The 20,576-nt window shown below is 73.9% G+C and carries 27 protein-coding genes; all 27 read right to left on the bottom strand.

The genetic code is table 11. The annotated features are described in order from the left end of the window. Positions 1 to 8 precede the first annotated feature (8 nt). The 27 genes from ACFV1L_RS22155 to ACFV1L_RS22025 all read right to left on the bottom strand — a co-directional run bounded on the left by ACFV1L_RS22155 (position 9) and on the right by ACFV1L_RS22025 (position 20,465). The gene (locus ACFV1L_RS22155; RefSeq protein ID WP_380368227.1) at positions 9 to 338 is read right to left on the bottom strand and encodes a hypothetical protein; all 330 of its coding nucleotides are present in this window, start codon (positions 336 to 338) and stop codon (positions 9 to 11) included. A gap of 757 nt (positions 339 to 1,095) precedes the next feature. Next, on the bottom strand, positions 1,096 to 1,404 hold the full coding sequence (locus tag ACFV1L_RS22150) for a hypothetical protein (RefSeq protein ID WP_380368226.1): 309 nt from the start codon (positions 1,402 to 1,404) through the stop codon (positions 1,096 to 1,098). A gap of 32 nt (positions 1,405 to 1,436) precedes the next feature. Then, complete coding sequence (locus tag ACFV1L_RS22145; RefSeq protein WP_380368224.1) at positions 1,437 to 1,928, bottom strand: hypothetical protein; 492 nt, start codon at positions 1,926 to 1,928, stop codon at positions 1,437 to 1,439. Between the two features lie 439 nt (positions 1,929 to 2,367). Next, positions 2,368 to 3,051, bottom strand: a complete 684-nt coding sequence (locus tag ACFV1L_RS22140; RefSeq protein WP_380368223.1) for a hypothetical protein — start codon at positions 3,049 to 3,051, stop codon at positions 2,368 to 2,370. Beyond that, positions 3,048 to 3,785 carry a hypothetical protein gene (locus ACFV1L_RS22135; RefSeq protein ID WP_380368221.1) on the bottom strand — a complete coding sequence of 246 codons (738 nt, stop codon included), beginning with the start codon at positions 3,783 to 3,785 and terminating at the stop codon, positions 3,048 to 3,050. The genes ACFV1L_RS22140 and ACFV1L_RS22135 overlap by 4 nt, the downstream gene beginning before the upstream one ends. Before the next feature lie 35 nt (positions 3,786 to 3,820). Then, positions 3,821 to 4,507: a hypothetical protein gene (locus ACFV1L_RS22130; RefSeq protein ID WP_380368219.1), complete on the bottom strand. Its 687-nt coding sequence runs from the start codon at positions 4,505 to 4,507 to the stop codon at positions 3,821 to 3,823. A gap of 142 nt (positions 4,508 to 4,649) precedes the next feature. Continuing rightward, entirely contained in the window at positions 4,650 to 6,791 is a 2,142-nt protein-coding gene (locus ACFV1L_RS22125) for a DUF6884 domain-containing protein (RefSeq protein WP_380368218.1), read from the bottom strand. A gap of 133 nt (positions 6,792 to 6,924) precedes the next feature. Beyond that, on the bottom strand, positions 6,925 to 7,185 hold the full coding sequence (locus ACFV1L_RS22120) for a hypothetical protein (protein WP_380368216.1): 261 nt from the start codon (positions 7,183 to 7,185) through the stop codon (positions 6,925 to 6,927). A 56-nt stretch (positions 7,186 to 7,241) separates the two neighbouring features. Then, positions 7,242 to 7,367 (bottom strand): hypothetical protein, encoded by a 126-nt coding sequence (locus ACFV1L_RS22115; protein ID WP_380368214.1) that lies wholly within the window; start codon positions 7,365 to 7,367, stop codon positions 7,242 to 7,244. 151 nt (positions 7,368 to 7,518) lie between these two features. Beyond that, positions 7,519 to 7,971 (bottom strand): protein kilB, encoded by a 453-nt coding sequence (locus ACFV1L_RS22110; RefSeq protein ID WP_380368212.1) that lies wholly within the window; start codon positions 7,969 to 7,971, stop codon positions 7,519 to 7,521. A gap of 14 nt (positions 7,972 to 7,985) precedes the next feature. Further along, on the bottom strand, positions 7,986 to 8,432 hold the full coding sequence (locus ACFV1L_RS22105) for a hypothetical protein (RefSeq protein ID WP_380368210.1): 447 nt from the start codon (positions 8,430 to 8,432) through the stop codon (positions 7,986 to 7,988). A gap of 173 nt (positions 8,433 to 8,605) precedes the next feature. Beyond that, positions 8,606 to 9,796: a TniQ family protein gene (locus ACFV1L_RS22100; protein WP_380368208.1), complete on the bottom strand. Its 1,191-nt coding sequence runs from the start codon at positions 9,794 to 9,796 to the stop codon at positions 8,606 to 8,608. Between the two features lie 373 nt (positions 9,797 to 10,169). After that, on the bottom strand, positions 10,170 to 10,595 hold the full coding sequence (locus tag ACFV1L_RS22095) for a hypothetical protein (RefSeq protein ID WP_380368206.1): 426 nt from the start codon (positions 10,593 to 10,595) through the stop codon (positions 10,170 to 10,172). Positions 10,596 to 10,636: 41 nt separating this feature from the next. Next, positions 10,637 to 11,245 (bottom strand): hypothetical protein, encoded by a 609-nt coding sequence (locus ACFV1L_RS22090; RefSeq protein WP_380368205.1) that lies wholly within the window; start codon positions 11,243 to 11,245, stop codon positions 10,637 to 10,639. Positions 11,246 to 12,032: 787 nt separating this feature from the next. Continuing rightward, positions 12,033 to 12,458 carry a hypothetical protein gene (locus tag ACFV1L_RS22085; RefSeq protein ID WP_380368203.1) on the bottom strand — a complete coding sequence of 142 codons (426 nt, stop codon included), beginning with the start codon at positions 12,456 to 12,458 and terminating at the stop codon, positions 12,033 to 12,035. Positions 12,459 to 12,638: 180 nt separating this feature from the next. After that, complete coding sequence (locus ACFV1L_RS22080; protein ID WP_380368201.1) at positions 12,639 to 13,349, bottom strand: hypothetical protein; 711 nt, start codon at positions 13,347 to 13,349, stop codon at positions 12,639 to 12,641. A 154-nt stretch (positions 13,350 to 13,503) separates the two neighbouring features. Then, positions 13,504 to 14,445, bottom strand: a complete 942-nt coding sequence (locus ACFV1L_RS22075; protein ID WP_380368200.1) for an NUDIX domain-containing protein — start codon at positions 14,443 to 14,445, stop codon at positions 13,504 to 13,506. A gap of 74 nt (positions 14,446 to 14,519) precedes the next feature. Then, on the bottom strand, positions 14,520 to 14,870 hold the full coding sequence (locus ACFV1L_RS22070; protein ID WP_380368199.1) for a hypothetical protein: 351 nt from the start codon (positions 14,868 to 14,870) through the stop codon (positions 14,520 to 14,522). A gap of 126 nt (positions 14,871 to 14,996) precedes the next feature. Continuing rightward, positions 14,997 to 15,887, bottom strand: coding sequence for a hypothetical protein (locus ACFV1L_RS22065; protein WP_380368198.1), 891 nt, complete (start codon positions 15,885 to 15,887; stop codon positions 14,997 to 14,999). A 153-nt stretch (positions 15,888 to 16,040) separates the two neighbouring features. Continuing rightward, complete coding sequence (locus tag ACFV1L_RS22060; RefSeq protein WP_380368197.1) at positions 16,041 to 16,631, bottom strand: hypothetical protein; 591 nt, start codon at positions 16,629 to 16,631, stop codon at positions 16,041 to 16,043. Between the two features lie 99 nt (positions 16,632 to 16,730). After that, positions 16,731 to 17,261 (bottom strand): hypothetical protein, encoded by a 531-nt coding sequence (locus ACFV1L_RS22055; protein ID WP_380368195.1) that lies wholly within the window; start codon positions 17,259 to 17,261, stop codon positions 16,731 to 16,733. A gap of 37 nt (positions 17,262 to 17,298) precedes the next feature. Continuing rightward, positions 17,299 to 18,141, bottom strand: a complete 843-nt coding sequence (locus tag ACFV1L_RS22050; RefSeq protein ID WP_380368194.1) for an AAA family ATPase — start codon at positions 18,139 to 18,141, stop codon at positions 17,299 to 17,301. 118 nt (positions 18,142 to 18,259) lie between these two features. After that, complete coding sequence (locus ACFV1L_RS22045) at positions 18,260 to 18,619, bottom strand: hypothetical protein (RefSeq protein WP_380368193.1); 360 nt, start codon at positions 18,617 to 18,619, stop codon at positions 18,260 to 18,262. 126 nt (positions 18,620 to 18,745) lie between these two features. Beyond that, on the bottom strand, positions 18,746 to 19,129 hold the full coding sequence (locus tag ACFV1L_RS22040; RefSeq protein WP_380368191.1) for a hypothetical protein: 384 nt from the start codon (positions 19,127 to 19,129) through the stop codon (positions 18,746 to 18,748). Between the two features lie 151 nt (positions 19,130 to 19,280). Further along, entirely contained in the window at positions 19,281 to 19,508 is a 228-nt protein-coding gene (locus ACFV1L_RS22035; protein ID WP_380368190.1) for a hypothetical protein, read from the bottom strand. Continuing rightward, positions 19,505 to 20,302: a hypothetical protein gene (locus ACFV1L_RS22030; protein WP_380368189.1), complete on the bottom strand. Its 798-nt coding sequence runs from the start codon at positions 20,300 to 20,302 to the stop codon at positions 19,505 to 19,507. The genes ACFV1L_RS22035 and ACFV1L_RS22030 overlap by 4 nt, the downstream gene beginning before the upstream one ends. A 28-nt stretch (positions 20,303 to 20,330) precedes the next feature. Further along, positions 20,331 to 20,465 carry a hypothetical protein gene (locus ACFV1L_RS22025; protein WP_380368187.1) on the bottom strand — a complete coding sequence of 45 codons (135 nt, stop codon included), beginning with the start codon at positions 20,463 to 20,465 and terminating at the stop codon, positions 20,331 to 20,333. Positions 20,466 to 20,576 lie beyond the last annotated feature (111 nt).

The following is a 20,576-nucleotide window of genomic DNA, read 5'->3' as shown; positions in this document are numbered from 1 at the left end:
GCGGCCGGTCACCCACCTGTGCTGCCCGCGTGGACGTCCACGCGGGCGGCACCTTCTCGTTCTGCCTGGGTGCTACTGCGGGTGGGTCCAGTAGTCGACCTGGTACGGGTCATCGGGTTCGGGTGGTGTGCCTTCCAGTCGCCGGACAAGCCCAGCGCCTTGTTCGCCCAGGCGAGCGCGGCGTCGTCGTCGCCGTCCTCGATCTCGGCGTTCGTGTCCCACGGACCGCTGTCGGAGATCGGGGCGCCGTCGTCGTCGAGCTCGGTGTCCCGGATCGTCCAGGCCGCATCTTCCGTGCCCTCAGCCTCGTACGCCAGGGACCAGACTTTTTCGCCCATCGGGCACCTCCAGAAGGAAGAGGAAGCCGCCGGCCGACTGCCGCGCGGCACCGTCACCTGCCGGCCCAGGATGACCGCCTGCACTGACAGGGCGTCATATACCTGCTGATCTGCACAGATGTGCGAATGGTCGTCGATGGCGGCGGTCGCGCGCGGCGGCCGGGCCGGTGTTCACCGCTTGCGGAACTGCTGCTCGGCGAGCTTGCTGCGGGCCTTGTGCGCGGTGGGTCGGGGGCCGGATGCGTCCCTGCACGGCCGTCCGACCGGGGCGGTGCACGCTGGGCAGGGGTAGAGGAACGGCGTTGGGCCGGGCTTGCGCTTGCCCCCGGGGCCGGACGCCGGGAGCCGGGCCATCGCCGGGCCACCGTTGTCCACGCGCAGTCGGTGCCGGCCTGCCTGCCGGGATACCGCAGCGGGGGCGGGCACCGCGCGCAGCCGCGGGGGACTCGGCGGCGGGGTGTAGGGGCGGTGGACGGCCGGGCCCAGGTCGCTGTCGGCCGCCTTCGGCGCCGGTGCGCAGCACGATTCGCAGTACCCGTCAGTGAGTCGGGCGGCCCCGTGGCCGCACCCTTCACAGCGCAGCCCGCGCACTTCCCGTCGCATGTCGCCACCCGCTCTCGTGCCGCCCGGGTGGGCGGGGCACAGGGGCAACGACCGCAGGTGCCGCGCGGTCACAAGAAGTCGCTCCGGCGGGGGAACGCGCAAGTGCCCGGTCCCTGCGGGGCCGGGCACTTGCGGGTGGCGCGCGTTGGCGGGGTCACCCGGCAGCGGCCGTGCCGGGTGCGGCCTGGGCCGCCGCTTCGAGGGCTTCGAGGGTGGCGTGCTGCGGGCCGAAGCGCCACCGGGGGCTGAGGCCGAACAGGTCGGCGAGGTCCTGCGGGCTGGTGATCTTGCGGCGCATCCGCGCCCATGCAATCTCGTTGATCGCGGCCCGCGCGCTGGCGGGCAGGCCGTCGAACAGCACGGCGGCTTCATCGTGAACGGGGGTCTGTACCCGTACCAGGGCGGTCGACGGCGAGGGCGTGGCGTCCGGGTTGGTGGTCGCGGTCTCGGTGTGGCGGTCCATGGCGGGGTCCTCTCGGTCTGGGTGGCGGATGGTCAGCGGGCGGCGACGAGCAGGCAGGCGAGCGTTTCGATCATGTCGTGCGCCGCCTGGTCGGTGAGGTAACTCCCGTTAATTCCATTGGAGTTGAGGTTGTAGAACTCACTCTTGCCGATGGCTTCGCAAAAACGGCGCAGCGGTTCACGCCGGTCGATCAGGTAGTGACTGCCTCCCGTGACGACCAGGGCGGCGAGGAGGCGACCGACGGGCAGGCGGACGCCGAGGGCGCGGGCGCCGGCCGCGATGACGGCCGCTTGCGTGGCGGTGTAGGTCACCGAGTGCCGGAGGGCCGCGGCCCGGCCGCCGCGGGTGCCGTACTTGCGACCTCGGTAGGTGACGGGGGCGGCGTCGGTGGCGCCCTTCACGACGGCGTCCCGACTGGCCTGCACGATGTGGTCGCCGACGTTCGCCCCGGCGCGCATCAGGCCGAGGACGAGCGCGAACAGGGCGGCCCGGGTCGCGGGGCTCTGGGCAGAGGTGTGCATCATGGTCGTGCCCTCTCTCGCAGTGGGTGAGTACAGGGGGCGGCCGGTGTCCGGCCAGATGTCCGGCCGCCCTCGCATCACGATGATGCGCCGTCAACTCCCCCCGCTTCTGCCCGCGTTGGGCACAACGAGCGTGAGGCCGGTCACTGCGACTGCTCCCAACCGCCATCGAAGGGGGAGCTCGTGACAGTGACGGTGAAACCGACCCGGGAGGGGGTTGGTAGGCGCGGGGTCTGGACATGGTCCACAGGACCGGGGCGTACGGGTCGTTCGCCTCCCAGGTGACGACGAGCTCGGGCCCGGGGGGGCCGGCCGCAGAGCTCGGTCATCTGCTGCCGGAGCTCCTCCTCGCAGCGCTGCTGTGCGGCGCAGACGTCGGCGAATGTCGGTTCGAACTCCTGGTACTCCTCGCCGCTGCCGTACGACGCCCGGTAGCGCACGGTCAGCTCAGCGTGGCGAGGTCGTCTGGCACCCAGGCCGGGGCCTCGCCGTCGTGGTCGGCGAGGAGCTCGGCGGCCTGGTTGTCGAGTTGCTCCTCGACGAACGCCCGTTCCTGGCCGGCGATGTGGACGAGCACGGACGCCGCGAGCTCGGCCGCGGTGATGACGAGCGTGTAGGCGTCGTGGCTGAGGTGGTCCTCGCGCACGTAGCGGTCGCAGTGGGCGGCGTGCCGCTCGGCGCGGTCCTGGTCGAAGCGCTCGCGCTCCTCCTCGGTGTGCGGCTTGGCATCGTGGGCCTGGGCCTCGACGTACAGCCAGGCCAGGGTGAGGGCGGTCGGCTGGGCCGGGTGGGCGTGGCCGACGCGTTCGGCGTTGGCGCGGGCCTTGACGGTCTGGTCGTCGATCCACTGCCGTGCCTTCTCGGCGTCACCGCCCTGCGCCGCCATCAGGTAGGAGGCGGCGCTGCGGGCGAGCGCGTCGAGGACCAGGATCAGCGGCTCGCGCAGCTCGCCCGGGTCGCCGGCCGACGGCCCTTTCACCCAGTCCGCGACCAATGCGGCGCAGCGGCGGAGCCGCTCCACGTCGGTGGAGGAAGGGTCGGGAAGCATGCCGTCGGCAGCGGCGCGGGTCAGGCCCAGGGCGACGAGTTCGGCGCCGAGCTCGTCAGGTGCAGGGTGGGGGGTCACTGGTCGGCCTCCATCTGTACCAGGGCGGAGGCGCGGGCAACGTGGCCGGCGGCGGTGCGGATGCGGTAGACGATGCGGCTCGCGGCCTCGGAAACGCCGAAGAATGCCTCCCGGTGGGCACTGCCGAGGAAGTCGATCGCATGGCTGAGGTGGGCACGCAGGTGCACGACGGTAGTGGCGTTGACCCGGCTGTCCAGCACCTGAGGGCTGCTCACGCAGATACGGCGGAGCTGGACGAGGCTCGTACGGATCTCCTGGAACCGGTCGTCGATGTCGTACAGCTCTCCCGGCTTGAACGGGGCCTCGGTGCCGAGAGCAGGAACGAGGACCTCGGAAATGAGCCTGCCCATCTCGGCGACGTCGTCGTCAACGACGTTGATCGGGTCGCTGTTGTGCTGCTGAAGGTAGGCGAGGGTCGTCTCGACCTGGTCGAGGTAGAGAACGGCGGCGCGGGCGAGTTCGTCCGCAACATCGGTGTTCCCCTCACCGTAGGAGTCCACTGCGAGGTTGAGCTCGCGTGAGGCCTCCTTGATCTGCCTGTGCAGGCCGGCGATGTCGTCGGAGACGGGTTGCGCGGCGTAGGTCTCAAGCAGGCGGTTGGCCTGCCAGAGGTCGAGGGTCGGCGGGACCGGGCCGAGGTTGTGGCGCTCGGCGGCGGCGGCGAGGTGGCGGCGCAGGACGGGGAGGAGGTCCTCGGTCCTGCTGTCGGCGTACGGCAGGGGCGACGTGGTCATGGGGGTCATTCCTGGTCGGTGGCGGGTTTGGTGTTCTACTCGGCGCGGGTGTGGCTGGCGCTGTGGAGCGCGGCGGCCAGGGCCTCGGCGAGGGCGGCGTCGTTCGTGCCTACGCCGTGCTGCTGGAGGGTTTCGAGCAGGATCTCGCGGGTCTGCTCGGCGGTCGGGGCCGACAGGACCAGTTCGCCGTTCTGGTCGAACTGGAACGCGCCGGCGGCGAATGCTGAGAGGAGTTGCTCGGCCACCTGACTGACGGACAGGCCGTGCACCTCCCGGGCCCGCTGGATGGACCCTTCCCAGACCGGGCCGAGGACGTTGATCCTCCGCGGGGTCTTCTCGTCGGTCACTTCGTTGACGCGCGGCCTGCCGGGGGTGCGCGTGTAGTGCTTGGGGGTACTCCGCGGCTTCTGGGTGTTGCGCGGCACGGCCACGCGGCACACCAGGCCGGTCACCGGGCGGCCGTCGGGTCCGGGCACCTTGCCGACCTCGAACGGGAACTCGGTCCCGGCGGTCTCCGCAGCGATCTTCTCGGCGGCTGCCGCGATGGTCTTCACGGCTTCCTTGTTCAGGGGGACGACGTAGGTCTCTACGCAGAGGTCGCCCTCATAACGGCCTTCGACCACGACGTCACGGCCGGAGCCTGCCGGCCGCTCGCGCTGTCGCAGGCCCAGGCCACGGAGGTACGGGGAAATGGTCCGGGTCGGACCGTTGAGGGCACTCATTGATGGTTCTCCTGTCGGGGCTCTGTAGGGTGGTGCGCACCGGTTTGCTTCCTTGGTCGGTGGCGGATCGGTGACGGCGGCGGGCCCGGGTTTCCGGGCCCGCCGCTTTCGTGTGTCGGTGCGCGCTCACCTCTTGTTCACGTCACGCAGTCTGGCGGGTCGTGCTTCGCGGGGCTTGCAGGGCTCCCCCGGTACCGCGGACCGGGCTGCGGCGGCTGCGGCCCACGGCCGTAGCCGGGGGACGGAGCGCGCTGCCGGCCGAAGGCCGGTTGTGCGGACGCCGCGGCGGGCAATGCGCCTGCTGCCAGGTGGCACGGCGATGCCCGCGGCGCGGCACCTGGTGCGGGCGGCGGACGGCAGGCAGGTCTACGGCCGCGGGGTCCTGGCCCTGCTGCTCGGCGTCGAGCTCGGCGGCCCGGGCGAGGAGGACCTCGGCCGCGCCGTGGGCGCCGATCTGGCGCAGCAGTTCGGCGCGCTCGCGCAGTTCGGCGGCGCCCGGTGCGGCTTCGATCCGGACCGGGGCGGCTGCCGCGGCGGGTTGGGCCTCGCTGCGGTCGGGCTCGTCGTCCGCGGGGTGGTCGAGCAGCCGGTCGAGCTGGGCGAGCTGGATCTCCGTCAGCACGACCCGGCCGGTGTCCGGTTCGGCGGCCTGCTCGGCCCGGGCGGCGCGCTGCTCGGCGAGCTCGGCCTCGATCCGCTGGAGCGTGGCGCGGGCGGCTTCGGCGCTACGGCGGTCGGCGCTGGCTGCGGCGAGCTGCTCGGCGGTGGTGACGGCGAGCAGGTAGGCCGCTTCGGTGCCGGGCCGGGTCACCTGGTTGAGCCACTTGCGGCCGATCTCCCGCACGCTCTCGCGGGCGGCGGCGCGGGACTGGTGGGGGAACGGCCGGCCCGGGTCGAGTTCCTCCTCGGCGGTGCGCGGCGTATAGGGCAGGGTCAGGACGTTGACGAGGTCCCGACGGAACTCGCGGCGGAAGCGCGTGACGGCGGCACGGCGCTCGGAGGGGGTGCACCAGTGCTCGCCCTCCCCGGTGAGCCAGTCGGCGCACCGCTTGCCCCAGGGGGCCGAGAGCCGGTCGAGCTCGTCCAGAAGGACCGGCAGGACCGCGACGAAGCGGGCGAGGTCGCCCGGGGCGGCGCTGACCGTGGCGTCGGTCCGGGTGCGGCCGAGCCGGACCTCGCGGATCTCCTGGCGCTCGCTGGTGCCGCGGAAGCACCCGTTGTCGGTGATCTCGCTGCCGGTGTCCACGTAGACGGTGCGGTAGGTGACGACCGTCTCGAAGTGCACGCCGAAGTGCCGGCCGAGGGCGGCGGCGAGCTCGCGGCGCTCGGGGCCGCGGCGGGAGGTGTCGGAGAACTCCAGCCGGGCGCCCGCGGTGCCGCGGTGGGCGGTGAACCCCCTGACCAGCCGGACCGGGCTCGCACCGCGCTTGGGGGTGTACGGGTCGGCCCAGGCGTCGGGGAGGCTGGGCACGTAGGCGGTGGCGGTGTCCGCGTCGAGCTCGACGTCGAACGGAAGCTCCGTCTGCCGGGCCTCGCCCGGCTGCTGCTCGGCGGCGATCGGGCGGCCGGCGGCGATGGCTGCGAGGCGCTGCATCTGCTCGCCGATGCCGCGGGTGCCCTCCAGCGGCGCGGCGGCGTCCGGCCACACCGAGCGGGCGAGGGCGACGTACGCGGCGCCGCCCAGGACGGTGACCTCGGCACCGCCGAGCAGCAGCTCGAACGCCTGGTGCCGCAGGGCCTCGGGGGTGATGGTGCCGGGGTCGCCGGCCTTGAGGTCGTACGGGGAGATCCACTCGTCCAGCGGGAGCAGTCCGTACTTCGCGCTGAGGATCAGAATCCGGGTGTTGCGGTCGGCGAGCTTCTCGGCGGCGCGGCGGGCGGCGCGGTGGTAGCTGCCGGTGTACATCTCGCCGGCGCGCTCGGGGCGGCTGCTCTTGGCGCCGCCGCACGGCACGATGATCACGCGCTCGCGGGGCAGCTCGGCGGCCAGGGCGCGGCCGGCGTCGGTGATGACGCACCGGCACTTCACCAGGTCCCTGATGCGGTAGCCGGCCAGCAGGGGACTGTCCGCGCCTTCGAGTTCGGCGAGGCCGCCGCTCTCCTCCAGGGCGCAGAGCGTGCGGTAATTCACGGTCTGGGGGAACCAGCCCTCGGGGTGGTTCGCCGCGGTGAGCAGGGCGCGCCGCTGCGCGAGGCCGGGGGTGCGCCCGGGGCGCCTCGGGACGGTGATCGGGGAGTTGGCGGTCATGACGGCCTTTCGGGCTTCCTTGGTCGGAAAGGCCATTATAGTGCAAGTTAGCTAACTTGCGCAATTCTTTCTCGGCGAGCCGGACCGATGGCTCCGAGTCACTGCGGCGGCACGCCCGCGGCCGGCCCGCACCGCTCGCCGAGGAGGGGTGCGGGCCGGGCCTCTGGAGTCAGGCGGCCAGGTCGCCCGCCTGGTGGCGGACGGTGGTGCTGCGGTATCCGATCAGCCGCTCGGAGGCCGAGAGGTACAAGCACTCGTCGTTCCACGCGGCGGCGGCAAGCTCCTCGTCCCGCCGCCACGGGCAGCCGGCCGCGATGTCCTCCGCCGCCATCCTCTGGCCGTCCCGGAAGGCTGCGCGGCGGACCCTGCCCCGCTCACGGTGCTGCGGGCCGAGGAGTGCGCGCACCAGGCCGCGGAGCGTTTCAACCATCGTTTCCTCCTGTGCTCGACGGAACCTGCCGGGACACCTCATCTCGGCGAACGCGGTCAGAACTCGCCGTTGTCCTTGGCGTTCCAGTAGTCGTCGAGGTCCGCAGCGTCGTTGTCCTCGATCGCCTGGTGCACCTCGTCCGTCGTGACCTCTTCGCGGTAGTAGTCGTTGTAGCGCGCCATTGGTCGGTCCTCTCGGGTGAGTGCCACCGGTCGGTGGCACGGATCAGAAGTACGGGGTAGCGGGGTGCTAGTTCGGGCCGTGGCCTGGCCCATCAGCGGTGCCGGGGTGTCCGTGCCCCTTGCCGGCCGCCGGACGGCGGCCGGCAAGGGGTCAGGCGAACTGGTCGCCCGCAGCGGCGACCAGGCTCTCAGTAGCGGCGATCGCCGCACTGCGGGCCTGCTGGAGAACCTCCAGGTCCGGGGCCTCGCGCAGGGCGTAGGTCGCCCTGACGGCATCGTTGGCGGCCTTGGCCAACGTCGGGGCCAGGACGGAGAGCGTCACGAGCGGGCCCGTGATGGCTGCGCGGGTCAGGTGGCTGGCAGTTCGGGCCTCGGTGAAAGCGTCATCACCGGCGCCGGACAGGCGTAGCTTCTCTCGCAGCCACATCGCGCGCCGGTGGTTGTCCAGGGCGGTCACCAGCTCGGCGACCGCCCGCAGGCGAGCCTGTTCGTGGGCATCGCGGCGGGCTTCGGCCCGCTCGGCGCGGGCCGCCCGCTGTTGCAGGACGACGGCGCCGAGGGTGCCCAGCAGGGTGCCGCAGACGGCGAGCAGGGTCGGAACCATGGCACTGCCCTCCATCAGCCGGCGCTCCCGTTCTGCAAGGCCATGTTCGCGGCCAGGGCGAGCAGTTCGTCGAGCTGCTGCTCGGTGAGGCGGTAGCGGCCGGCCGTCGTGCGCGAGGAGGTGCCGTCGGCGTCCGCGGCGTCGATAGTGACGGCCTTGAACCCGGCGAGGAGCTTGCGCTTGGCGGCCCGCTCCCGGTCCTCCTCGATGGCGTCCCACCAGAAGGCCGCGGCGTCGGGGATCTGGTCGAGGGCCCACCCCTCGCCGCTGGTGAACTCGATTCCGTCGGGAGCGGTGACGGTGACGTGGCTCAGCCGGTTGCCCGTCAGGCCGTTGAACGCGACGACGATCCCGGCCTTCGTGGTGAGCCGGGTGTTGTACGCCTCCCGGTTCTTCCGGACGAAGCGCTTGACCTCGGCAACGAAAGCGGCGCGCAGGTCGGCGGACGCGGTGGTGGCCATGTGGTTCCCCTCCTGGTCAGGTGTCGATGATTCTCGCGACCCGGCAGCCGGTCGGCCGCCGAGCGGAACAAGACCAATATAGCGCAAGTTGGCCAACTTGCGCTAGTAGGTGAGGGGGTCGACTTCCGACAACCGGCCGCCAGCCGCCTCCGGCCGGCAGGGAACTACGGGCCTCATCCCTGCGAGGCGGCCGGCTTCTCCGGGCAGTCGGGCGCGGGCGACCACAGGCAGCTCAGGGCGCGGCCCTGGCAGTGCGGACAGATCGCCGTCGTCGAGGTGAGCGGCAGGCCGAACATCCAGCGCAGGCAGCTCGTCGCCCGCCACGGACCGGGCTCGGCCGGCCGGTGGTGCAGCGCCGGAAGCTGGCTCCAGCGACGTTCGGCCGTGCTGTCGCCGACCGGATCGGCTCCGGCCGGGTGCAGCAGGAGCCAGTGCCGCAGCGGCTCGCGCTCCCGGCCCCGAACGATGCCCGTCACCTCGAACAGCTCGGCGACCTCCGCCAGCCACTCGACCGGCGACGCGTCGGGCCTGCGGCGCCGCTGCTCCCACCGGCCCATGGCCTCGGCCAGGGTGACGGCCTCCGGGTAGACGACCGCGGGGGCCGCGCGGCGGCGGTGGCGTGCGGCGCCGAGGGCGTCCTCGCGGGAGCGCCAAGTCTCGTGCGCCACCTGCTTGCTGACCCACCACCACAGCATGACCTGGTGGGCGTCGGCGACCAGGGCGTCACCGGCCGGGCCGAGCCGGTGGTCGAGGTCGCGGTGCCGAAGCAGGGCGCGGCCGAGGTCCGGCAGGAGGGAGGTATCCAGCAGGTACCCGCCATCGTCGCTGGCCGTCCACCGGCGTCCGCACGGACAGGGCCGCCAGCGGTGGCCGTCGGGGGCGAGCCAGGCCCCGGCCTCCATGCACAGCGGGCAGGCCGGCAGCGGGGTGCCGCCGAGCTCGTCGGACCACGGCTCGATGCGGACCACGGCGCCCGGCTCGTCGAGCAGCGCCTCGGCGCGCAGTCCCGGCAGGTGTTGCAGTTGCTCGGCCGGGCGCTCCAGCAGCGCCGCCAGCCGCTCCAGCGCGCCGGCGCTGAGGCGCACCTCGTGCTGCTGCGGCTGGACGCCGCCGGCCGGGAGGTCGAGGCGGCCGGTGTGCAGGGCCTTGAGGAGCCGCTCGGGCTCGACGGCGTTCGCGGCGGCGGTGCGCAGCAGCAGCGAGGCCGTGGCCTCGCCGTGGATCAGCGGTGCGCGCAGCGGCAGATCGGCGGCCTTGAGCGGCTTCGGGCGGGGCTTGGTGGCGGGCTTCGGCGCGGGGCCGGCGCTCTCGGTGTCGAAGAGGCCGGGCTCGCCGCGGGTCGCCGCGGCGGTGCGTTTCGTCATGGCCGGACGCTAGTGGTCGAGTGTGACAAGCAGGGGCAAATCATCTCATCCTCATCTGTGGTCCGAGGGGACGGGGGAGGTTGCGTCGGGTGAACCGTTTTGGCCCCCGCCCGGGGGCCAAAACAGGTGTCCGGATCGGGCCCGGGGAGGACGTGCCGCGCCTCCCGGGTCCGCGGCCGGTGTTCCGTCGGCGGGCCCGCGTTGACGGGAGGGCCGGTCGCACCGCGCGAACCGCTTTGGCCCCCGGGCGGGGGCCAAAGGCGACCGGCGGCGGGTGCGCGGTAGCACCGGCTGCACCGTTCTGGCCCCCGGGCGGGGGCCAAAGCAGGTGCCCGCCGACCCGGGCCGGGTCGGCGGGCACTTGCGGGACGGGTCAGGCCGGCAGCGGCAGGCCGAGGTTCGCGATCTGCGCGGCGTATCGCTGGCGGCGCTGCTCGCCCGCCGCCTCGACGCCCGGAACCTTGATCAGCGGGACGGCGGCGAGCTTCGTCGCGGTCCTGCCGTTGGTGAGCAGCGGGTGCAGTTGGTAGTGCGCGTCCTCGATCGGCCAGGCGAGGCCGATCTCGCCCAGTTCCTTGAACGCGCGGTTGACGGTGGGCTTGGAGACCTTGCCGAGGAGTGCGCACATCTCGTTCTGGGAGACCCGGGCCGCGCCGGTCGTCTCGCCCTGGTGGGCCAGGAGCATGTTCAGCACCCGTTGGGCGGTGCGCGGCAGGTCGAGCAGCGCCAGCAGTTCGAGGGCCTCGCGGGACAGGACGACGGGGGCGCCGCTGGGCGGCACAGGCGGCTGGACGCTCACGGCATGACCTCGCTTCGTGTGTTCGTTCCCATCATCGGTGATCAGCCGTTCGCGGCGGCGCGGGCCGCCGTACGCCGGGCAGGGGCCTTGCGCTGCCGCTTGATCGGGACGACGGCAGCGTTCTGCGACTGCTCGGCCCGGAGCTGCTCCTCGCGCTGCGCCCGCCACTGCTCGGGGTGCCCGCTGGAGGGGACGACGAAGTCCCGGCCGACGGCGGCGATCCACTCGGCCTGGAACCGGGCCTGCGAGGCGGAGTCGCCGCAGTAGGTCAGCCAGGGGTTGAGCTGGTAGCGGCTGCGGCCGGCGGGGCGCAACCACCTGATGTCGGTGAAGTAGGCCATGGGCTCGCTGATGTGCGAGCGGCTGATCTCGGTCTCCGCGGCGAGGAGGCGGTGATTGACCGTGATGTAGCCCTCGCCGCGCTCCTGGAAGCTGAGCAGGCCCTCCCAGGTGCGGAACCAGACGCCGGGCATGCCCATGCGCGAGAGCAGGCGGTGCATCAGCTTGCCGTCGAGGACGTAGCCGAAGCACTGTTCACCGGCGAGGAACTGAAAGCCGCTCACCTGCTGTTCGCTGCACACCAGTCGGCCGGCGGAGTCGATGCGGATCACCAGATGCGTACTGGCCGGCCCCTTGCCCTGGCGCGTCACGTCGTCGTTCTCCTTCGGGCGTTACCGGACACATGATCACGAATCGTCTCGGGGGACGGTAGCACAGGCTAAACCGCGTTGGCCCCGGGTTGGGGGCCAACGCGCCGACAGGGCGGCCGGGGCGCGCCGGGCCGGTGGCCCCCGAAACGGGGCCACCGGCTATCCCTCCTGGCCCCCGAAACGGGGCCACCAGCGGGACGAATCCGCAGGTCCGGGGTTTTCCCCTTCTCAGTAGTTAGAAGCGCCCACCGGTGCCGCACAGCCGCTTCTCCCCCCAGCGCGCGATCGGCGCTCCGGCTTCCCGGGTGCCATCGTGCCCCGGTGGGCGCCCGGCCCCGGGCGGCGTGCCGTTTCCCTGATGGGTGATCAACCGTCCGGCCCCGTCAGCAGCAACCGCCGCCGGGTCACCCCCGGCGGGCAGCAGGACGGGTAGCACCGGACGGCATGTGCCCGCAGGTGGCGACCCGGGCACCACCCTGCTCCTGATTGTCGTCGCCCCGGTCACCCCCGCACGGCCGCGGCGCTGCCCCCCATACGGTCCGCGCTGTCCGCACGGATCGGGCCCCGCAGGGTGTCGGCGGCAGGGCGGCAGGGTGGGCGTCGCGGTCGGCCGGTACAGGTGGTGGCACGGGCCGGGCCGGGGCGGGGAGAGCGAGGGGAGGGTGTCCCACCGGCCAACGCCTGGGCCTGGACGCGCCGCCGCCCCGCACCCGTTGTGCCGTGGGTGCGGGGCGGCAGTCAGGGCCCCGGGGGGAGTTCCGGGGGCCCTGGCTGTCGGGCGGCGCGGTCAGCGACCGGCGGCCGGGGCGGCCTGGCGGGCTGGGGTGGTGGCGAGGATCGCGGGCAGCGCGGTGCGCAACGCGCCGTCGGCGGCCTCCAGGAGGGCGCGGGCGCGGTCGGTGCCGGGCTCCAGGGCGGCGTCGGTGAGGAGGACGAGGATGTCCTCCAGGTCCTCGGCCTCACCGTGGCGGCCCGCCCGGTGCAGGTCCTCGACGGCTTCGAAGACGTGCGCGGCGAACAGCTCGGTGGTCACGTCGGCGGCCTGGGCGCCCAGCAGGCGGGCCAGGGCGGGGCCGTGAGCGGCCGTCAGGGCCGCGAGGGCGTCGGGGTCGGGGTGGTGGCGGTTCACGCGGTCGCTCCGATCAGGACGGCGGTCGATCAGACCGTGAGTGCCGGTCACCCAGGCGAGGGCGGTGGTGTGGTCCGGGATCATGGGTGGTGCCTCCGGTCTGATGACGGGTCGAGTGGTGGCGGGGCGGCCGGCGAGTTTGGCGACGAGACGGCCGCCCCGCGATGTACATGCCGGGGTGCCAGCGGCACCGGGCGGTCGGGGCGGAGCAGCGGCAGGACGGTCACGCCGAGCCGGTCGAGGGCGCGGCGTTTGGTGGTTGCGTCAGCGGTCGCCGACCATGTCGGTCACCTGCCGGAGCCGTGCCTTGTGCTCCTGGACCAGGTCCTCGACCTCCTGAGTCAGCGGCCCGTTGCTGCGGTAGTAGTTGCTGCGGTAGTAGCTGATGTGGCCGATGCACCAGCCGCTCGGGTCGATGCCGAACTCGGTTCCTACGGAGTCGAGTTGGCTCTCGCACTCCTCGCCGACGATGCGCAGGTGCTCGTTCTGGAGCTGGGCTAGCTCCTCGGCGATACCGTCCCAGGCACGGGCGGCGGCCAGAACCCGGGCGTGGGAGTCGATGAGCTTGAGCGTCTGGGCCTTCCACTGGACGTCGCTGGTCTCCCAGAACGCGGCGAACACCGCGTCGAGCTCCTTGCGAGCGAGGGTGTACGCCTTCCAGAGCGGGGCGGCCTTCGTCATCAGCGGCCGGACGCGGATCTTGTAGTTCGCCGTTCCCCAGGCGGTGCGCAGCACGTCGTACTCGGCGTTGATGAGGTCGCGGTCCTCGTGGGTGAGCTCGGGGTCGGCGTACATCGACATCGGGCGCTCGGGCTCCGGCTCGGTGCCCGTGAACGGGCGGGCCGTGACGTCGGCCTGCTTCATGTTGCCCCACGAGTCACGGGAGAGGCGCAGCGAGATGAAGTGCGGGTGGTGGTAGGCGGCGAGGCGGTCCCCAGCGGCGGAGGTCAGCACGGCGGCGGTTTCGGTGGACACGGGTTCCTCCTGGTGGCGTGATGCGGTGGCGGCCGGGGCGGGCGGGCGCCCGCCCCGGGCGGTTCGGCCAGGTGTTCTCGGCGGCCAGGGCCGTGAGGTGGTCGAGCAGCTCGTCGAGCTGGTCGCGGCGGGCACATGCCCGCCCCGGTGGGAGTCAGTCGGTTCGGGTGGCCAGGTGCTCGATGTGGACGGGCGGGTTCCCCCCGCGGCGGCACAGGACGGTTTCGACGATGGCGTCGTGGTCGAAGGCGAGGCGGGGACGGTCGTCGATCGGCACCCACATCACGGCTGCGGCGTCGTCCCCGGGCCATGCCTCGGTGCCCTCCGGCACCTGCGCCACGTACACGGCTGTGACGTACCGGCCTCGCGGGTCTCGATCCGGGGCGTCGAACAGGGCGGCGAGCACCAGGTCGGAAGGACTGACCTTCACGTGGGTCTCCTCCCCCAGCTCACGGCGGGCGGCGTCCGCGGAGCTCTCGCCCTTGCGGACGTGCCCGCCGGGCAGGGCGAACTCCCCCTCGAAGGGGGACCAGCGACGCTTGACCACCAGCACGGCGGGAGTGTCGCCACCGCGCACGCACACCACGTCGGCGGTGAACTTGATGATCTCGTCGTCGTCCTCGTCGGACTCGGCGGCGGAGGTCTCGACGCCGGCCGGGGCATCCGTCTCGGCGGCCTGGATGCACTGACGGCAGGTCTCTCCCTGGCAGTTGCCGCAGCTCTCAGTGATGGGGCCGGTGAACCACGCCCTGTACTCCTGCCGGACGTACGCGGCCCACTCGGTCGAGCGGGGCGGGAAGGGGCCGGCGGGCTCGTTCGGGCACCCCCGATCGAACTCCATGAGCAGCTCCGCGGCCTTCTCTGCGGCGGCGAGGTTCTCGGGGCTCTGGCAGGCCAGTCGGCGCCGGTCGGCGAGCGCGGCGGCCCGGAGGTACACCTCGCGGTGCTCGGCGACGGTGACCGCCGGGTAGAAGTCCGGCCGGCGGTCGGGGTCGAGCTCGGCGAGCAGCTCGGCGACGGTGGCGGCCTCGGCGTCGAGGTCGGGGGCCTGGGCGTAGGCGTCGGCTGCGGAGAGGGCGCTCGTGCTGATGTCCATGGGTGTCCTTCGGTCGAGCTGCTGGGCTGATTGCCTCGCAGGGCGCACGGTCGGGCCGTGCACCCGGGCGGCCGTCAGGAGAAGCAGGAGAAGTCGGCGGTGACGTCGGTGCCGGTGGCGTCGAGGACCTCGACGTTCCAGGCGGTTCCGCGGTTGGCGCAGCTCATGACCACCGGACCGATGTGCTTCTCGATCCGGGCCCGGTTGAGGAGCTTCTCGGATCGGCCGCTCTCGGTCTCGTACCGGAGGGTGTACAGCGGCTCGGGCCGGACCACCTTGCCGAGGATCTCCGCGCCGAGGAAGTCGGGGACGACTGCGGCGCACTCGGCCCAGGTCGGGCGGGCACCGGTGGCGGGAACGAGGGCGACGCCCTCCGAGATGCCGTTTCCGGCCTTGGCGCGGTAGGCGATGGCGTGGAGAAGCATGGGGACTCCTTCGGATGACGTCCGGTCAACTGTCGTGGCCCGCCTGTGGAGTGGTTGCCACACCCAGACATTAGCGTAAGTTGGCCAACTTTCGCTAGTGGGTTGGGGTGGCCGGCCCTCCTCCGCTCAGAGGGCGACGTGTCCGCGCGTGGCGATGTTGAGTTCGGTGTCGGGTTCCGGTGCCTGCCGGCAGTACGTGCTGCCGTCGGCCGCCAGGCGCCAGGTACGCACACCCTCCGCCGGGCCGTCCCAGACGACCGGCGCGGAGCAGTAGCGGCAGGCGAAGCCCCGCACCGGCGAAGCCGCCTCCGTCGCCGCGGCCTCCTCGGCCTCCGCGACGCCCCAGTACGGCACCGAGGAGGCCGGGTCGACGACGGTGTACGTGGTGACGGTCTGCTGCGCGGTGATGTGGAGCTCCTGCCGGAGCGGGTCCTTGGCCGTCCTGGCGTAGGCCGAGGGCGCCAGGAGCAGCCAGGCCCCGGCAGTGACGGCGACGACGGCGGCCCGGTCGCCCTGGGCGCCGGCCTGCCAGGCGGCGGCGGTGGTACCGGCGGCCAGGGCGGTGAAGGCGAAGCGGCCGGCGAGATTGCCCCAGCGGGCGGAGAGGTAGAGCAGCGAGGCCAGGCCGAGCCAGGCCCAGCCGAGCTGTGTCGGGGAGGCGGGGAGGTGGGCGGCGTGCTGGTGGAGCCAGTCGGAGGCGGGGCGGCGCACCGTCTCGGCGAGGGCGCGGACGGCGTGGCCGCCGGGCGAGTTGTAGAGCCACCGCAGGAGGTGCAGCCCGATGTCGGCGCACTCGCTGGCCGCCCACAGGAAGCCGAGCAGGGCCGCCGCGGGGGTGAGGACGGCCGCCGCCGTGACGGCGGCGGCGCGCCGCCGGAAGGCGGGCAGGGTGGGGGCGTCGTCGCGCCAGGCCCGCAGGACGCGGTACGCGGTGGCGGCGCGGCGCAGGCACTCGGCCGCCCAGCGGCGGCCCTGCGCCTCGGTGAACGTGGCGGTGGTGGTGTCGGTGGCAGGCATGGGTGAGCCGCCTTTCGGTGAGGAGGGCTGGGCGGTCGGCGTCCGGCCGGCCACCGGCGCCACCAGGACGGCCCCGGGGAGCGGGGTGTCCTGGTGGCGCCGGTGAGGGGCCCGGGCGGCGCGCTCCGGCCGGGGCCGGACGCGCGGCAGGGTTCAGCTCGTCCGGTCCGCGGCGGCCTGCTGCAACGCGGACTGGAGCACCGCGGCGGCCCGGCGGGTCTTGGCCTCCCACCAGTAGAGGTGGTCGGTGCTCAGGTCCGCGTCCGCGCAGCGGTTGCGGTCGAGCAGCTCGCGCAGCACGGCCCGGGCGTTGCCGAGGACCTCGCCCGGGTCGGTGAAGTCGCGGGCGGTCAGGGCGTCCAGGATCGCGACGGTCGAGGCGTGGATCGTCCGGGCGGTCTTCTCCCGGGCCTCGTCGTCCGCGCGGTCCGTTCCGGCGCGGGGGTCGGCGAGGGCCACGGTCAGCCGGAAGCGGCTCGCCGCGGCGAACTCCTCGGCGATCTCGGCGAGCTCGACCCGGGCGACGGCGTCGCGCTCGTCCTGCACGAGCTGGGCGAGCTTCTCGGCCGGGGCCGGGGCGCTGACGCGGCGGCCGGCCAACTCGGCGCGGTCGGCCTCGATCCGGTCGGTCCGGCGGGCGGAGAGGACGCCGCGCCAGCGGGTGCGGTTGGCCGGGTCGTTGAGGAAGTCGGCGAGCTCGTCGAGCGGGGCGAGGCTGCGGCCGGCGGTGGCGGTGGCGGTCATGTGCGGTCCGTCCTTGGTGTCGTGGGTGCGGTGCGGGCGTAGGGCCCGCGCCGTCCCCGGGCCCGCGGGTGCGGGTCCGGCGGCGACGCGGGTCCGGCGTCAGTACCGGTTGCGCTGGCGGCCGACGCCGCTCGCGTTCGCGCTGACGTTGGCCGTGACGTGGGTGGTGATGTGCTGGACCACGCCGGGGGCCTGCTGCTGGCGGCCCTGGCGGGGGATCAGCAGCCAGGCCAGGACGCCGACGCCGAACACCGCGGCGAGGGCGAGCAGGAAGCGGGCCGCGGCTTCCAGCCCCGGGGCGGCCTGGCCGATGCCGACGCCGACGCCGGCGGTGCCCAGGCCGATCGAGCCGGACAGGATCGAGGCGCGCAGCCACAGCGGGGCGTCGGTCCAGGCGGAGCCCTGCGCGGGCGCGGGCTGCTGGACCACGCCGGGGGCCTGCGGCAGGGCCACGATGTAGGGCGCGGGCTGGTGCCCGTACGGGCTGCCGACGCTGGTGATGACGGCGGGGGTGCCGTCGGGTTGGGGGACGACCAGGGCGGCCGTCGGCGCGGCGGGCGTGCCGGGGGCGGCGGCCAGGGCGGCGAGGATCTCCTCGACGGTCGTCGGGTAGGGCCGGGGATCGGACATGGTCGAGGTGCTCCTCGGTGGTGGTCGGGACGGGGGTTCAGATGCCGTACTCGTCGCCCTCGCAGGCGTCGCAGCGGGATTCGTTGGCCGGGTTGCCGGCCTGGGCGGCGAGCAGGTCGCCGAGGTGGTGGACCGGGCTCCACGCCGGGCCGGGGCAGTCGGCGTCGTTCGGGCAGCCGCCGACCTCGACCTCGAACCTGTGGTCGTAGGGGTCGCCGCCGTCCTGGTAGCGCAGGAGCAGTTCCTCGCCGCCGGCGGCGAGGGTTGCGGTGCGGTGTTCGGGGGCGCGGCTGGGGACGTCCCAGGTGATCAGGCGGGCGGCTTCGGTGCCGAACGTCGCCTCGATCAGGTCGGTCCGGGTGCCGTGCTCGGCGGCCAGGCGGTGCAGGACGGTCGACAGGACGGGCAGCTCGCCGGAGCGCACGACGCGGGCGAAGCCTTCGGCGGCCAGGTCGGCGGCGGCGATCCGGGAGTGCTGCTGGACGACGACGGCCGGCGGGACGCGGCGGGAGGGGGGCCGCAGGGCGTTGCGCCGCAGCGCCTCGGAGACGTCGACGTCCAGGACCAGGGCGACGGCCGGGGCTCCGTGGCGGCGGGCGCGGGTGAGGAGCTGGGCGCGGTCGGAGGCGTCGGCGCTGGTGGCGTCCACGACGGCCGGAAGGCCGCGGCCCAGGCGGGCGTCGAGGCGCGCGTACAGCAGGTTCCAGGCGTCGGAGTTGGCGCTCTGGTCGCCGGCGTCGTCGGCGACGTCCTCGCGGTGCCGGTCGGAGCTGAGCACCCAGGAGCGGGGGAACATCGCGGACAGCGAGCTCTTGCCCGACCCCGCGCAGCCGATGAGCGCGATCAGTGAATTCGGCGGCAGGCCAAGGGTGTTGAGCATCGTTGGGGCCCTTTCGGTACGGCGGGCGGATCAGGGGCGGGAAGGGTGCGCCCCCGGGCGCGGTCCGCCCCCGGGCGTGGGGGCGGCCGGCGCCCGGGGGCGCGGGAGTGCGGGGCGGTCAGAAGTCGTGGGGGTCGCCGAGGGCGTCGGCGACCTCGCAGGCCGCGTCGTAGGTGAGGGGGCGCAGCTCCTTGTCGGCGCGGCGCAGCAGGATCGCAAGCTCGTCGGCCCCGTCGGCCTGGCGGGCGGCGGCGACGGCGTCCGCGGCGTCCTCCATCGCCTCGGCCCAGTTGTCGTAGCGGCACTGGTCGAGGAAGGCGTGCGCGTCGCGGGCGAGCTGGAGGAACTCGTCCGGGGTGGCCGCGGACGGGTCGGCGGGGACGGTGTTGCCGTTGCCCTGCCGGGCGATGTAGGCGAGTTCGCTGCCGTAACGCTGGGCGAGGTCGGCGAAGGACTGGGCGGGAGCGGGGGTCGGCACGGTGCGGTTCCTTCCGGTGTGCGGCGGGCCCGCCGCGGTGCAGCGGCGGGGGCGGTGCGGGAGGGGTGCGCCCCCCGGTCCGGCCCGGTCGTGCGGGTCGGGCCGCACCCGGGGGCGCGGGGCGGGTCAGAACTGGCGGGGCCCGCCGACCGCGTGGGCGACGGCGTTCGCGGCGTCGCGGGCGAGGTCGCGCAGCTTCTCGTCGGCGCCCTCCAGCAGCACGGCCTGTGCGTCGCCCTGGGCCTTGACGGCATGGGTCAGGTGGAGGACGGGGCCCTCCTCCATCTCCCCGGCCAGCTCCCAGAAGCGGTGACCGTTGAGGACCTCGACGGCGTCGCGGGTGAGCTGGAGGAGCTCCTCGGGGGTGGCGGCGGCGGGGTCGGCGGGGACGGTGGTGTAGCGGCTCTGGCGGGCGATGTAGGCGAGGGGCTGGCCGTGGCAGGCGGCGAGGTCGGCGAAGGTCGGGGCGCCGGTGGTCGGGGCGCCGGTGGTCTGGGCGGTGGCGGTCATGGGCGGGTCCTCCCGGTGGCGGGGTCGGCCCGTCGGCGGTGCGCGGCGGGCCGGTGTCGGTTCGGTGGCAGGGGGCCGCCCGGCGTTCCGCGGTTGCGGGTGGGCCGGGCGACCTCCTGCTGAGACACTAGCGCAAGTTAGCCAACTTGCGCTAGAGGGTTGGTTGGGGGGCCTCCGAGCGGGTCGGCCGCCCCCGGTGCCCGGCCTTCCAGCAGTCGGGGCACACGTCCTCGTCCCCGCCGAGGTAGTGCCAGCCCTCGGCGCGGCGGAAGCTGCGGACGTCGGTGAACCGCGAGGTCTCGAAGGGGGTGTGCGTCTCGGCCCCGCAGTCGGGGTCGCCGCCGTTGCAGCGGATGAGCGCGATCCGGACGCCGCTCACCCGGCGGCCGGGCGCGGGGCCCAGGAGCGGAACAGGCCGGTGCGGCGGGGGGTGATCAGGTGGCCGGTGCCGGGCATGTCCTTCGGGACGGCGACCGGGCCGGAGCCGAGGCCGAGGCCGAACTCGCCGCCGCGCAGGGCGATGAGGGCACCGGAGCCGAGGCGCTGGGCCAGGGCGTGCCCGAGGGTCTGGACGGCGTGCCGGCGGTAGACGATGCGCAGGGACACCCCGCCGCGGCGGCCGGTCGCGGCGATCCGCTCGACCAGGCGGACGCTGTCGCGGTCGGTGCGGGTCAGCTCCCACATGGTGAGGGTGAGCGTCACCAGCGGCTCCGCCTCGGTGGGCCGGTAGGTGTCGGGCCAGTTGGACATGTCCGCCGCGCGGCGGCCGGCGATCTGGGCGGCGTCGTCGAGCAGGTGGTAAATCGCCTCCGGGTCGCCCGCGTGGCGCTCGAAGGGCGTGCCGAGGTAGTGCTCGGGCTCCTGGTCGAACCCGGCGACCCAGGAGCGCACGAGCGGCGAGGCGGCCTCGGCCTCCCACAGGTGGCGCAGGATCACGGACGCGCCGGCGCCGGCGTCGCCGACGATGCCCAGGGGCACCGCGCCGTGCTCGGTCCACAGCGGGACGGCGGCCGGGGTGCCGTCGGCGTACTGGCCGATGGCGACGGTGCCGGCGGCGGGGTCGAGGAGCTGCTCGGCGGCGGGGCGGGACAGCGGGGTGCGCAGCGCGTCGAGGAGCTCGGCGGCGGGCTGCTCGGCGAGGTCTGCGGGGGTGAACTCGGGGGCGAGGGCCATGGGAGGGGTCTCCGATCGTGAGGGCCAGTCAGGCGATGGCGAAGGCGAGGGCGAGCAGCACGATCAGGGCGAACCCGTAGATCAGGACGACGCGGAGCAGCTCGTCCTTCGGGTGGTCCTGGGCGTGGGTGAGGAAGCGCAGGAAGTCGGTCAGGTCGGACACGGTGCGGCCTTCCTGGTCGCGGGTGTTTCCCGCGGGAAACACCCGGGTGGGTGCTGGCCGGGCGGCCACGCCGCCCGCCGGCGCGCCCCGGCAGCCGGGCCTGGTGGGTGC

The sequence above is a fragment of the Kitasatospora sp. NPDC059646 genome (assembly GCF_042734615.1).
Lineage (GTDB): Bacteria > Actinomycetota > Actinomycetes > Streptomycetales > Streptomycetaceae > Kitasatospora.
Note: the sequence above shows the minus strand (reverse complement) of the source record. Positions and strands in the feature narration are given on the sequence as shown.

Bases quoted from the DNA above. Each gene is read 5' to 3' on its own strand.
- ACFV1L_RS22155 (WP_380368227.1), bottom strand. From the start codon at position 338: ATGGGCGAAAAAGTCTGGTCCCTGGCGTACGAGGCTGAGGGCACGGAA.
- ACFV1L_RS22150 (WP_380368226.1), bottom strand. From the start codon at position 1,404: ATGGACCGCCACACCGAGACCGCGACCACCAACCCGGACGCCACGCCC.
- ACFV1L_RS22145 (WP_380368224.1), bottom strand. From the start codon at position 1,928: ATGATGCACACCTCTGCCCAGAGCCCCGCGACCCGGGCCGCCCTGTTC.
- ACFV1L_RS22135 (WP_380368221.1), bottom strand. From the start codon at position 3,785: ATGACCACGTCGCCCCTGCCGTACGCCGACAGCAGGACCGAGGACCTC.
- ACFV1L_RS22130 (WP_380368219.1), bottom strand. From the start codon at position 4,507: ATGAGTGCCCTCAACGGTCCGACCCGGACCATTTCCCCGTACCTCCGT.
- ACFV1L_RS22125 (WP_380368218.1), bottom strand. From the start codon at position 6,791: ATGGCCTTTCCGACCAAGGAAGCCCGAAAGGCCGTCATGACCGCCAAC.
- ACFV1L_RS22120 (WP_380368216.1), bottom strand. From the start codon at position 7,185: ATGGTTGAAACGCTCCGCGGCCTGGTGCGCGCACTCCTCGGCCCGCAG.
- ACFV1L_RS22115 (WP_380368214.1), bottom strand. From the start codon at position 7,367: ATGGCGCGCTACAACGACTACTACCGCGAAGAGGTCACGACGGACGAG.
- ACFV1L_RS22110 (WP_380368212.1), bottom strand. From the start codon at position 7,971: ATGGTTCCGACCCTGCTCGCCGTCTGCGGCACCCTGCTGGGCACCCTC.
- ACFV1L_RS22105 (WP_380368210.1), bottom strand. From the start codon at position 8,432: ATGGCCACCACCGCGTCCGCCGACCTGCGCGCCGCTTTCGTTGCCGAG.
- ACFV1L_RS22100 (WP_380368208.1), bottom strand. From the start codon at position 9,796: ATGACGAAACGCACCGCCGCGGCGACCCGCGGCGAGCCCGGCCTCTTC.
- ACFV1L_RS22085 (WP_380368203.1), bottom strand. From the start codon at position 12,458: ATGATCCCGGACCACACCACCGCCCTCGCCTGGGTGACCGGCACTCAC.
- ACFV1L_RS22075 (WP_380368200.1), bottom strand. From the start codon at position 14,445: ATGGACATCAGCACGAGCGCCCTCTCCGCAGCCGACGCCTACGCCCAG.
- ACFV1L_RS22070 (WP_380368199.1), bottom strand. From the start codon at position 14,870: ATGCTTCTCCACGCCATCGCCTACCGCGCCAAGGCCGGAAACGGCATC.
- ACFV1L_RS22065 (WP_380368198.1), bottom strand. From the start codon at position 15,887: ATGCCTGCCACCGACACCACCACCGCCACGTTCACCGAGGCGCAGGGC.
- ACFV1L_RS22060 (WP_380368197.1), bottom strand. From the start codon at position 16,631: ATGACCGCCACCGCCACCGCCGGCCGCAGCCTCGCCCCGCTCGACGAG.
- ACFV1L_RS22055 (WP_380368195.1), bottom strand. From the start codon at position 17,261: ATGTCCGATCCCCGGCCCTACCCGACGACCGTCGAGGAGATCCTCGCC.
- ACFV1L_RS22050 (WP_380368194.1), bottom strand. From the start codon at position 18,141: ATGCTCAACACCCTTGGCCTGCCGCCGAATTCACTGATCGCGCTCATC.
- ACFV1L_RS22040 (WP_380368191.1), bottom strand. From the start codon at position 19,129: ATGACCGCCACCGCCCAGACCACCGGCGCCCCGACCACCGGCGCCCCG.
- ACFV1L_RS22030 (WP_380368189.1), bottom strand. From the start codon at position 20,302: ATGGCCCTCGCCCCCGAGTTCACCCCCGCAGACCTCGCCGAGCAGCCC.